An 11796-nucleotide genomic window follows, 5' to 3' on the forward strand; every position below is an offset into this window, starting at 1 on the left:
AGTATAAAGAGAACAAAAAAGAAAATATGAATATCTTTTCTCTTGACAATAAAATTTTCTTTCATTATACTTGTTAAAGGTTAGGAAACTAACTAATGAAAGGAAGTGAAGATGTGCAGGAAACAGACGGACAAAGACAAAAGGTTCATGCAGGAAAGTTGATTCATATGTTATCACATCGCTTAAAACGTCAGAATATTATACCTTGTGGAGATGACGGACTTACAACGATGCAAAAGCATGTATTGAAATTCATTCTATTGGAGACGTTGCACAGAGAGATTTACCAAAAAGATGTAGAAGAAGAATTTCAGATACGAAAATCAACGGCAACCGGTATTCTTCAGCTGATGGAAAAGAACGGCTTTATTTACAGAGAATCTTCCGAGAAAGATGCCCGACTTAAGACGATTGTACCGACCAAAAAGGCGGAGGCGCTTCGAGCAGAGATTCTGGAAAATATACGCGTTATGGAAAAGCGGCTGACGAAAGGAATTTCAGAAGAAGAATTTTCGATGTGCATGTATGTATTGTGGAAGATGTTTGACAATCTTGCACAGACGGAGACAAAACAATCAGAAAAAAAGGAGGAAAACGAAAACAATGAATAGAACATTACTAAAATCGATTCGAGAATATAAAAAGCAATCTGTACTGGCACCGCTTTTCGTAATCCTGGAAGTGTTTATGGAAGTTTTGATTCCATTGCAGATGGCAAAAATTATCGATGTGGGAATTGCCAAAGGAGATTTAGGATACATTGTAAAAATGGGTGTGATTCTCGTGGTGATGGCAATGCTTGCGCTTTGGTTTGGTGTGCTGGCAGGAAAATTTGCTGCAATAGCAGGAGCGGGATATGCGAAAAATCTGCGACATGATATTTTTTATAAAATACAGGATTTTTCATTTAAAAATATTGATCATTTCTCCACACCGAGTTTGGTGACCCGAATGACAACCGACATTACAAATGTGCAGATGGCATATATGATGAGTATCCGTCTTTTGGCGAGGGCGCCGATTATGGTGATTCTGTCATGGATTATGACACTCACGATCAATGTAGAGATTGCGCTGTTGTTTTTGGTAGTGATTCCGCTTTTAGGAGGCGCGCTCATTTTTATTGCGAAGAAAGCGCATCCGCATTTCATAAAGGTGTTTGACGAATATGATATTTTGAATAATTCTGTGCAGGAAAATGTCAATGCTTCCCGTGTTGTGAAAGCATATGTACGAGAAGATCATGAGATTGAAAAATTTCATGGAATTTCAAAAATTGTGTATAACCTGTTTACAAAAGCGGAGAAAATTGTAGCATGGAATTCTCCGGTGATGCAATTTACGATGTATATCGTAGTATTGCTGATTGTGTATCTGGGGGGACGCAATATTGTATTCCAGACGATGGAGACCGGCGAACTGACAAGTATTATGGTGTATGCAATGCAGATTTTGATGTCACTGATGATGGTGACTTTTGTGTTTGTCTTGATTATGATTGCAGAGGCATCTACAGATCGTATTGAAGAAGTGTTAAAAGAAGTTCCGGAGATGCAGGATAAAGAAGACGCAGTAAAAGAAGTTCCGGACGGTTCCATATCTTTTGAAAATGTAGACTTTAGTTATGCAGGAGAAGGTGGCAACCTGTCTTTGAAAAATATTAACATACACATTAAATCAGGTCAGACAATCGGTATTATCGGTGGAACCGGAAGTGCAAAATCAACATTTGTTCAGATGATTCCAAGACTTTACGATGTGACAGGTGGAAGTGTAAAAGTAGGCGGAATTGATGTCCGAGAATATAATTTGGAGGCGCTGCGAGATCAGGTTTCCATGGTATTACAGAAAAATGTTCTTTTCTCAGGGACAATTTATGAAAATATCCGTTGGGGAAACGAACATGCAACCGACGAAGAGGTACAAAGAGTTTGTAAATTGGCTCAGGCAGACGGTTTCGTACAGGAGTTTCCGAATAAATATAATACGATGATCGTGCAAGGCGGTAACAATGTGTCCGGTGGACAAAAACAGCGTCTCTGTATTGCAAGGGCATTGCTGAAAAAACCAAAGATTTTAATTTTGGATGATTCGACAAGTGCGGTTGATACAAAGACCGATGCATTGATTCGAAAAGCATTTAGGGAAGAAATTCCGAATACAACGAAAATTATCATTGCACAGAGGGTTTCTTCTATAGAAGATGCAGATCAGATTATTGTATTAGATGAAGGCCGCATTAGCGGAATCGGAACTTCAAAAGAATTGCTTGAAACAAATGAAATTTACAGAGAAGTATACGAGTCACAAGTAAAAGGAGGTGGAGACGATGAGTAAGAATCAAAAATCCGGAGTGTCTAAAAACACGGCAAAGACAGCAAAACGTCTCCTAAAATATGTAACAGGAATGTATAAAGTGCAGTTTGTTATTGTGTTTGTCTGTATTTTATTAAGTTCTGTGGCATCTATATCAGTATCGTTGTCCTTGAAATTTTTATTGGATGATTTTATCATTCCGTTGATCGGACAAAAGCAGCCAAACTTTGCGGAATTATATCAGGCTATGGCGGTGCTGGGATGTATTTTTCTAGTGGGAGTTGTTTCTACTTTTGTGTATACAAGAATGATGGTAACGATTGGTCAGGGTGTGTTAAAGCAAGTCAGAGATGACATGTTTGAGCATATGCAGACGCTTCCGATTCGCTACTTTGACCAGAATACAAATGGTTCTATTATGAGTCTTTACACAAATGATACAGATACATTGAGACAGATGATCAATCAGTCAATTCCGCAGGCATTGATGTCATTTTTTACAATCATAGTAACATTTATTTCTATGCTTATTTTAAGTCCGTTACTAACTGTACTTGCGGTTGTGATGATTGGTGTGTTGCTGTTAGTGACAAAGAAAATCGGTGGAAACAGTGGGAAATTCTTTGTTCGCCAGCAGATTGCACTTGCTGATGTGACAGGATACGTAGAAGAACGTATGAATGGACAGCGTGTCGTAAAAGTGTTTAATCATGAAAATAAATCAAAAGAAGAATTTGACAAGCTGAATGAGCAGCTGTTCGAAAGCGCGGCAAATGCAAATGCGTTTGCAAACATGATGGGACCGGTTATTGGAAATATCGGAAATCTTCAGTTTGTATTGACAGCCGTACTCGGTGGATTTTTATCTGTTCAGGGAGTTGGAGGAATTACGCTTGGAGTGATGGCGTCTTACCTGCAGTTTACAAAGAGTTTCACACAGCCGTTCATGCAGGTAGCGCAGCAGTTCAACTCGATTGTAATGGCACTGGCAGGTGCGGAACGTATTTTTAACTTGATTGATGAAGAACCGGAAATGGATGAAGGATATGTAGAGCTTGTCAATGCAAAGAAAGATGCACAGGGAAATATTGTAGAGTGCAAAGAGAGAACTGGTATGTGGGCATGGAAACATCCGCATGAAGCAGACGGAACAGTTACTTACACAGAGCTAAAAGGAGATGTCCGCTTTGAGGATGTCACATTTGGATATAACAGTGACAAAGTTATTCTTCAGGATATCAGTCTGTTTGCAAAGCCAGGACAGAAACTTGCGTTTGTTGGTTCCACAGGAGCCGGAAAGACGACAATTACGAATTTAATTAATCGTTTCTATGATATTCAGGGCGGAAAGATCCGTTATGATGGAATTAATATTACAAAGATTAAAAAAGATGATCTCAGACGTTCGCTTGGCATTGTACTGCAGGATACACATTTGTTCACAGGAACAATTATGGAAAATATTCGATATGGAAAGCTGGATGCGACAGATGAAGAGGTGTATGAAGCAGCAAGACTGTCTCATGCAGATCAGTTTATCAGAATGCTCCCAAATGGATACGATACAGTATTAAGTGGTGATGGAGAGGAACTCTCCCAGGGACAAAGACAGCTTCTTTCGATTGCGCGAGCAGCAGTTGCGAATCCACCGGTACTGATTTTGGATGAAGCGACATCAAGTATCGATACCCGAACAGAGAGTATCGTGCAAAAAGGTATGGATAATCTTATGAAAGGTCGTACCGTGTTTGTAATTGCACATAGATTATCGACTATCCGCAATAGTGATGCGATTATCGTACTGGAACATGGAAAGATCATTGAGCGTGGGGATCATGAAGATCTGATTCAGATGAAAGGAACCTATTATCAGTTGTATACAGGAAAACTGGAATTATCATAGAGGAGTAGTGACAGAAAAATAGAAGAAAGGACTTAGGAGAAACATATGAGTGAGCATGTAAAATTAAAAAGGCAAAAGTTGTTACTTCTGGCATTAAAAACTGCGATCGGAGGAAGTGCAGCAATTTATATTGCGGAAAAGATAGGATTGCAGTTTGCGCCTTCGGCAGGGATTATTGCCATGCTTTCGCTCGTATCGACAAAATGGGGGACATTAAAGCTGTCCCTCCTCAGAGTCCTTACTTTTTTGATGTCAGTTGCACTTTGCTGGGGAATTTTTCACTTGATGTCTGGCAAATGGATTGAATTTGGGATTTTTCTGTTTTTCCTGATATTGATTTGTGATAAATTAGGGTGCAGAAATACGATTTCTGTCAACGCAGTAATCGGAACACATTTTTTGGCTACACAAGACTTTTCGGCTGCATTTATATTTGATGAGTTTTTGCTTGTCGCAATAGGAATTACCATTGCGATTATTTTGAATCTCTTTCATATCAATGGAAGTCATGAACAAGATATCATACAAAGTATGCGTCATGTAGAACGCCAGATGCAGGAAATATTAGAAGAATTGGCAGGATATTTAAAACAACAGGTAATTGGAGAACATGTGTGGAGAGATATCAGTGCACTGGAAAAAGATTTGGAAGAATTTGTAGAACAGGCGGTTGAGTATCAGAATAATACATTTCATTCACATCCGAGTTATTATATTTACTATTTTGAGATGCGCTTAAAACAATGTGGGGTGCTGCAGAGTCTGCATGCGGAGATGCAGAAAATTCGAAATCTTCCCAGACAAGCAGACATTATATCTGATTATATCAAAGAAGTAAAAAAGCATGTCACTGAGATGAACGATCCGAAATTACAGATGAAACAACTGGAAAGGGTGCTAGAGCAAATGAAAGAGCATGCTCTTCCGAGAAATTTTGAAGAGTTTGAAAATGAGGCAAAACTATATCATATTATGATGGATCTAGAAGAGTTTTTGATGTATAAAAAACGCTTTATTGAGTCAATTGATGCAAAACAGTTTCGGATTTATTGGAAGAGAGAGATTGAAGGTCAATCCATTAAGGAAAGTAGATAAGAAATGATAGCTATGGGAAGACAAATTGTGCCAATTGTACAAATAAAATAAAAAATATAAAAAGTATTGACAATTAGAAAGAGGCATGATAGAATAACATTCGTCGCTGAGAGATGCGGCGAACACAACAGAGGTTCGAACAGACAGAAATGAATGACAGAAAAAAGAATCTCAAAAAAATAAAAAAGTTGTTGACAAGCGAAAAGAGATGTGGTAATCTAATATAGCTGTCGCAAGACAACAAAAACAAAGAACATTGATAATTAAACAACAGATGACAAGATAACCCTGAAAGATTCTTAAAAGAGAAAAATTCAGAACAGACATGAAAATGTCAACCTAAAACAGTAAAGGGAAAGATAGCTAGCAGTTATCTGAACCGGAACAAACACTTTTAACGAGAGTTTGATCCTGGCTCAGGATGAACGCTGGCGGCGTGCTTAACACATGCAAGTCGAACGAAGCGCTTAAACGGATTTCTTCGGATTGAAGTTTTTGCGACTGAGTGGCGGACGGGTGAGTAACGCGTGGGTAACCTGCCTCGTACAGGGGGATAACAGTTAGAAATGACTGCTAATACCGCATAAGCGCACAGTGCTGCATGGCACAGTGTGAAAAACTCCGGTGGTATGAGATGGACCCGCGTCTGATTAGCTAGTTGGTGGGGTAACGGCCTACCAAGGCGACGATCAGTAGCCGGCCTGAGAGGGTGAACGGCCACATTGGGACTGAGACACGGCCCAAACTCCTACGGGAGGCAGCAGTGGGGAATATTGCACAATGGGGGAAACCCTGATGCAGCGACGCCGCGTGAGTGAAGAAGTATTTCGGTATGTAAAGCTCTATCAGCAGGGAAGAAAATGACGGTACCTGACTAAGAAGCACCGGCTAAATACGTGCCAGCAGCCGCGGTAATACGTATGGTGCAAGCGTTATCCGGATTTACTGGGTGTAAAGGGAGCGTAGACGGTTGTGTAAGTCTGATGTGAAAGCCCGGGGCTCAACCCCGGGACTGCATTGGAAACTATGTAACTAGAGTGTCGGAGAGGTAAGCGGAATTCCTAGTGTAGCGGTGAAATGCGTAGATATTAGGAGGAACACCAGTGGCGAAGGCGGCTTACTGGACGATCACTGACGTTGAGGCTCGAAAGCGTGGGGAGCAAACAGGATTAGATACCCTGGTAGTCCACGCCGTAAACGATGACTACTAGGTGTCGGGGAGCAAAGCTCTTCGGTGCCGCAGCAAACGCAATAAGTAGTCCACCTGGGGAGTACGTTCGCAAGAATGAAACTCAAAGGAATTGACGGGGACCCGCACAAGCGGTGGAGCATGTGGTTTAATTCGAAGCAACGCGAAGAACCTTACCTGGTCTTGACATCCCGGTGACCGGCAAGTAATGTTGCCTTTCCTTCGGGACACCGGTGACAGGTGGTGCATGGTTGTCGTCAGCTCGTGTCGTGAGATGTTGGGTTAAGTCCCGCAACGAGCGCAACCCCTATCTTCAGTAGCCAGCATTTAAGGTGGGCACTCTGGAGAGACTGCCAGGGATAACCTGGAGGAAGGTGGGGATGACGTCAAATCATCATGCCCCTTATGACCAGGGCTACACACGTGCTACAATGGCGTAAACAAAGGGAAGCGAACCTGTGAGGGGAAGCAAATCTCAAAAATAACGTCTCAGTTCGGATTGTAGTCTGCAACTCGACTACATGAAGCTGGAATCGCTAGTAATCGCGAATCAGCATGTCGCGGTGAATACGTTCCCGGGTCTTGTACACACCGCCCGTCACACCATGGGAGTCAGTAACGCCCGAAGTCAGTGACCCAACCGTAAGGAGGGAGCTGCCGAAGGTGGGACCGATAACTGGGGTGAAGTCGTAACAAGGTAGCCGTATCGGAAGGTGCGGCTGGATCACCTCCTTTCTAGGGAAGAAGTAAGGGATTGAAAGAAATCTGTTGTTTAGTTATGAGTGTTCTGAAAAGAGGAAGTTCTTCGAACTAAGGCTCGAAAGGACCTCGCCAAGAACGAAGAACAAAGTTTTGTTCTAAGCTCGTGAGAAACCTCGCTAAGAACCAACTTTTCGGTGGCGATACGCCCAGGGGAAACACCCGTACCCATCCCGAACACGATGGTTAAGACCTGGGAGGCCGATGGTACTGCACTGGAGACGGTGTGGGAGAGTAGGTGGCTGCCGAATCTACAAAAGAAAAGAACTGGGTTTACCAGTGATCAGAGATGAAAAGAGATTTTGATTTCTGATGACTGATAAAACAGTCAAAAAGAATGTACCTTGAAAATCGCATACAAGAAACGAAATGATAAGAAAAATATCAAGACATCCGAGGTAATTGTTAAAACTAATAATTAACTCATTCGAACACAACGAATTAAAAAAATGACCTATTACCAACGCACATCACGCTAGGTGTGTGTAGCAGACATCCATTCCCGTGGATGGAAGCAGTTGGTTATGCTAGAAAGAGCGTATGGTGGATGCCTTGGCACTAAGAGCCGATGAAAGACGTGATAAGCTGCGAAAAGCTTCGGGGAGGAGCAAATATCCTACGATCCGGAGATATCTGAATGGGGAAACCCGGCGGAGCAACCCTCCGTCATCTTAACGCGAATCCATAACGTTAAGAAGGGAACCCGGTGAACTGAAACATCTAAGTAGCCGGAGGAAGAGAAAGAAACATCGATTCTGTGAGTAGCGGCGAGCGAAAGCGGAAGAGCCCAAACCGACCTGCGTGCAGGTCGGGGTTCGGACTGCAAAATTGACGAGCGAGTCTAATGGAAAGGTTTTGGGAAAGCCTGCCAGAGAGGGTGAAAGCCCCGTACATGAAAGACGAGTGAGCATGGCAGTATCCAGAGTACCACGAGACACGAGAAACCTTGTGGGAATGAGCGGGGACCACCCCGTAAGGCTAAATACTCCTTAGTGACCGATAGCGCATAGTACTGTGAAGGAAAGGTGAAAAGGACCCCGGGAGGGGAGTGAAAGAGAACCTGAAACCATATGTTTACAAGCTGTGGAAGAGCTTTACATGCTCAACCGCGTACTTTTTGTAGAACGGTCCGGCGAGTTGCGCTGGCTGGCGAGGTTAAGGACTGAAGGTCCGGAGCCGAAGGGAAACCAAGTCTGAATAGGGCGAATATAGTCAGTCGGAGCAGACCCGAAACCGGGTGATCTACCCATGTCCAGGTTGAAGTTGCCGTAAAAGGCAATGGAGGACCGAACGCACATCCGTTGAAAAGGGTGGCGATGAGGTGTGGGTAGGGGAGAAATTCCAATCGAACCCGGAGATAGCTGGTTCTCCTCGAAATAGCTTTAGGGCTAGCCTCATACGAGTCTTGCGGAGGTAGAGCACTGAATTTCCTAGGGGGCGTCAAAGCTTACCGAAGAATATCAAACTCCGAATGCCGCGTAGATGATGTATGGGAGTCAGACTATACGAGATAAGTTGGATAGTCGAAAGGGAAAGAGCCCAGACCACCGGCTAAGGTCCCAAAATGTGTGTTAAGTGGAAAAGGATGTGGGATTTCGAAGACAACCAGGATGTTGGCTTAGAAGCAGCCATACATTAAAAGAGTGCGTAATAGCTCACTGGTCGAGAGGTCCTGCGCCGAAAATGTCCGGGGCTGAAACACACTACCGAAGCCGTGGAATCATCGCAAGATGATTGGTAGAGGAGCATTCTTAAAGAGAAGAAGCTGTACCGGAAGGAGCAGTGGATTTTTAAGAAGAGAGAATGCCGGAATGAGTAGCGAGAGGAAGGTGAGAATCCTTCCGGCCGAATATCTAAGGTTTCCAGAGTAAAGCTGATCTGCTCTGGGTAAGTCGGGGCCTAAGGCGAGGTCGAAAGACGTAGTCGATGGATAACAGGTTGAAATTCCTGTACTATGATATGACAGAACTGTGGGGACACGTGTGGAAAGCGGAAGCCGGGAATGGAAAGACCGGTGCAAGCAAGGTAGGAGACTGGTTGGCAAATCCGCCAGTCAATCTGAAGATGTGATGCGTACTGAAATATAAGTAAGGAAGTCCGTGAGCCATGCGTCAAGAAAAGCCGCTATTGTTCATATCGTACCCGTACCGTAAACCGACACAGGTGGATGAGGAGAGAATCCTAAGGCCGACGGGAGAAGCATTGTTAAGGAACTCGGCAAAATGACTCCGTAACTTCGGGAGAAGGAGTGCCAGTGAGAGCTGGCCGCAGAGAATTGGCCCAAGCAACTGTTTAGCAAAAACACAGGTCTATGCAAAACCGAAAGGTGAAGTATATGGGCTGACGCCTGCCCGGTGCTGGAAGGTTAAGGGGAGAGGTTAGCGGTAACGCGAAGCTTTGAACTTAAGCCCCAGTAAACGGCGGCCGTAACTATAACGGTCCTAAGGTAGCGAAATTCCTTGTCGGGTAAGTTCCGACCCGCACGAAAGGCGTAATGATTTGGGCACTGTCTCGACAATGCACCCGGTGAAATTGAAATACCAGTGAAGATGCTGGTTACCTGCGCCAGGACGGAAAGACCCCATGGAGCTTTACTCCAGCTTGATACTGGGATTCGATATTGCATGTACAGGATAGGTGGGAGACTAGGAAGCGGTGACGCCAGTTGCCGCAGAGTCGCTGTTGGGATACCACCCTTGCAGTATTGGATTTCTAACCAGCAGCCGTGAACCGGCTGGGGGACAATGTCAGGTGGGGAGTTTGACTGGGGCGGTCGCCTCCGAAAGGGTATCGGAGGCGCTCAAAGGTTCCCTCAGAATGGTTGGAAACCATTCGAAGAGTGCAAAGGCAGAAGGGAGCTTGACTGCGACACCGACGGGTGGAGCAGGTACGAAAGTAGGACTTAGTGATCCGGTGGTATAAAGTGGGATTGCCATCGCTCAACGGATAAAAGCTACCCTGGGGATAACAGGCTTATCACTCCCAAGAGTTCACATCGACGGAGTGGTTTGGCACCTCGATGTCGGCTCATCGCATCCTGGGGCTGGAGTAGGTCCCAAGGGTTGGGCTGTTCGCCCATTAAAGCGGTACGCGAGCTGGGTTCAGAACGTCGTGAGACAGTTCGGTCCCTATCCGGCGTGGGCGTAGGATATTTGAGAGGAGCTGACCTTAGTACGAGAGGACCGGGTTGGACTGGCCGCTGGTGAATCTGTTGTTCTACCAAGAGCATGGCAGAGTAGCCAAGCCGGGAAGGGATAAACGCTGAAGGCATCTAAGCGTGAAGCCCCCCTCAAGATGAGATATCCCATAACGTCAAGTTAGTAAGACCCCTTGAAGACGACAAGGTAGATAGGACAGAGGTGGAAGTGCAGTAATGTATGTAGCTGACTGTTACTAATCGGTCGAGGGCATAACCAAAAGGTGATAGGAACAAGAAGGATGAAGAGAAAACTTATCAAAGTGGATTGTATGTGGTTTTGAAGGTACATAATATAGAGCATTTGGTTATTGCCAGATGCTTTTCCGAATATATCAATAGTATATAGGGGATTGGTCAAATGGTATGATAGGAGTCTCCAAAACTTTTGGTGGGAGTTCGATTCTCTCATCCCCTGTTACAAAAAAACCGCGTGTTTACGCGGTTTTTTTGTACCGTATTGTATACTAGTGTGCTGTATCATTCATATTTCGCATAATGACTTGCCTGAATTCCACTCTACTGCGTTGTCGTCAATCGACGATGCCACCGCATCGCCTCACTCCGCCGCCTTGCAGACTGAAAATTCATTCTGTGTCATTATGCTGAAAGTGAATGAGACAGTACACTAGATTTTAAAGGATATTAGGTTATGATAAAATATGATTGGATTCGTTCGAATAGAAAAACAATGAGCATTCAGATTAAGACAGATGGAAAAGTAATTGTGCGGACACCATATGGCATTTCCAAATATCAAGTGCAGATGTTTATCGAGGAGAAGAAACAGTGGATAGAAAAACATTTGAAAGAGATTTCAGAAAGGCAGATGAGCAATAAGATTCTTTCAGAAGAGGAAAGGCTGAAGGGAGTTCAAAAAGCTTTGTGTGTGATTCCGGAACGTGTAGAGTATTTTGCAGAGATGATGAATGTTACTTATGGGAGAATTACGATACGAGAACAGAAAACAAGATGGGGAAGCTGCAGTAGCAAGGGCAATTTGAATTTTAACTGGAAACTTGTACTTATGCCAGAAGAGGTGTTAGATTATGTGGTTGTACATGAACTGGCACATCGGAAGGAGATGAACCATTCAGAAAGATTTTGGAATCATGTTGAGAAGGTTTTACCGGATTATCAGGCAAGGAGAAAACTGTTGAGAGAGTTGGAACACAGACATTTGTAAGTGACAGGAAGAGTAAGAGTGTAATCTTAGCAAAATCTTAATTAAAAATAAAGAATCTATAAAATAGTATTTGACATTCATGTACAATATTGTTATCATAGATTTAGACAAAAAATATTAATGGATTGTTACTGCTCGGCAGGCAAAACCAA

The 11796-nt window shown here is 43.6% G+C and carries 5 protein-coding genes, 1 tRNA gene and 3 rRNA genes; all 9 read left to right on the forward strand.

The features are described 5' to 3' along the window. Positions 1–95: 95 nt before the first annotated feature. The 9 genes from AC6I5B_RS03440 to AC6I5B_RS03480 all read left to right on the forward strand — a co-directional run bounded on the left by AC6I5B_RS03440 (position 96) and on the right by AC6I5B_RS03480 (position 11644). A complete protein-coding gene (locus AC6I5B_RS03440; protein ID WP_497773624.1) occupies positions 96–611 on the forward strand; it encodes a MarR family winged helix-turn-helix transcriptional regulator in 516 nt (171 codons plus the stop codon). Next, on the forward strand, positions 604–2337 hold the full coding sequence (locus tag AC6I5B_RS03445) for an ABC transporter ATP-binding protein (RefSeq protein WP_156555873.1): 1734 nt from the start codon (positions 604–606) through the stop codon (positions 2335–2337). Before AC6I5B_RS03440 ends, AC6I5B_RS03445 begins: the two co-directional genes overlap by 8 nt. Then, positions 2330–4219: an ABC transporter ATP-binding protein gene (locus AC6I5B_RS03450; protein WP_173691651.1), complete on the forward strand. Its 1890-nt coding sequence runs from the start codon at positions 2330–2332 to the stop codon at positions 4217–4219. Before AC6I5B_RS03445 ends, AC6I5B_RS03450 begins: the two co-directional genes overlap by 8 nt. Positions 4220–4264: 45 nt before the next feature. Continuing rightward, on the forward strand, positions 4265–5314 hold the full coding sequence (locus AC6I5B_RS03455) for an aromatic acid exporter family protein (protein WP_156555868.1): 1050 nt from the start codon (positions 4265–4267) through the stop codon (positions 5312–5314). A gap of 393 nt (positions 5315–5707) precedes the next feature. Beyond that, a 16S ribosomal RNA gene (locus tag AC6I5B_RS03460) occupies positions 5708–7238 on the forward strand. Between the two features lie 157 nt (positions 7239–7395). Further along, a 5S ribosomal RNA gene (gene rrf / locus AC6I5B_RS03465) occupies positions 7396–7513 on the forward strand. A 269-nt stretch (positions 7514–7782) separates the two neighbouring features. Beyond that, positions 7783–10679, forward strand: a 23S ribosomal RNA gene (locus AC6I5B_RS03470). The 16S, 23S and 5S rRNA genes sit together here with 1 tRNA gene alongside, the layout of an rRNA operon. 126 nt (positions 10680–10805) lie before the next feature. Continuing rightward, positions 10806–10876 (forward strand) — tRNA-Trp (locus AC6I5B_RS03475). A 234-nt stretch (positions 10877–11110) separates the two neighbouring features. Further along, positions 11111–11644: a M48 family metallopeptidase gene (locus AC6I5B_RS03480; RefSeq protein ID WP_071143396.1), complete on the forward strand. Its 534-nt coding sequence runs from the start codon at positions 11111–11113 to the stop codon at positions 11642–11644. Positions 11645–11796 lie beyond the last annotated feature (152 nt).

The sequence above is a fragment of the Faecalimonas nexilis genome (genome assembly GCF_059731825.1).

What these genes read in the sequence shown, in the direction of transcription:
- AC6I5B_RS03440 (WP_497773624.1), top strand. Translation starts at nt 96, where the DNA reads ATGAAAGGAAGTGAAGATGTGCAGGAAACAGACGGACAAAGACAAAAG.
- AC6I5B_RS03445 (WP_156555873.1), top strand. Translation starts at nt 604, where the DNA reads ATGAATAGAACATTACTAAAATCGATTCGAGAATATAAAAAGCAATCT.
- AC6I5B_RS03450 (WP_173691651.1), top strand. Translation starts at nt 2,330, where the DNA reads ATGAGTAAGAATCAAAAATCCGGAGTGTCTAAAAACACGGCAAAGACA.
- AC6I5B_RS03455 (WP_156555868.1), top strand. Translation starts at nt 4,265, where the DNA reads ATGAGTGAGCATGTAAAATTAAAAAGGCAAAAGTTGTTACTTCTGGCA.
- AC6I5B_RS03480 (WP_071143396.1), top strand. Translation starts at nt 11,111, where the DNA reads ATGATAAAATATGATTGGATTCGTTCGAATAGAAAAACAATGAGCATT.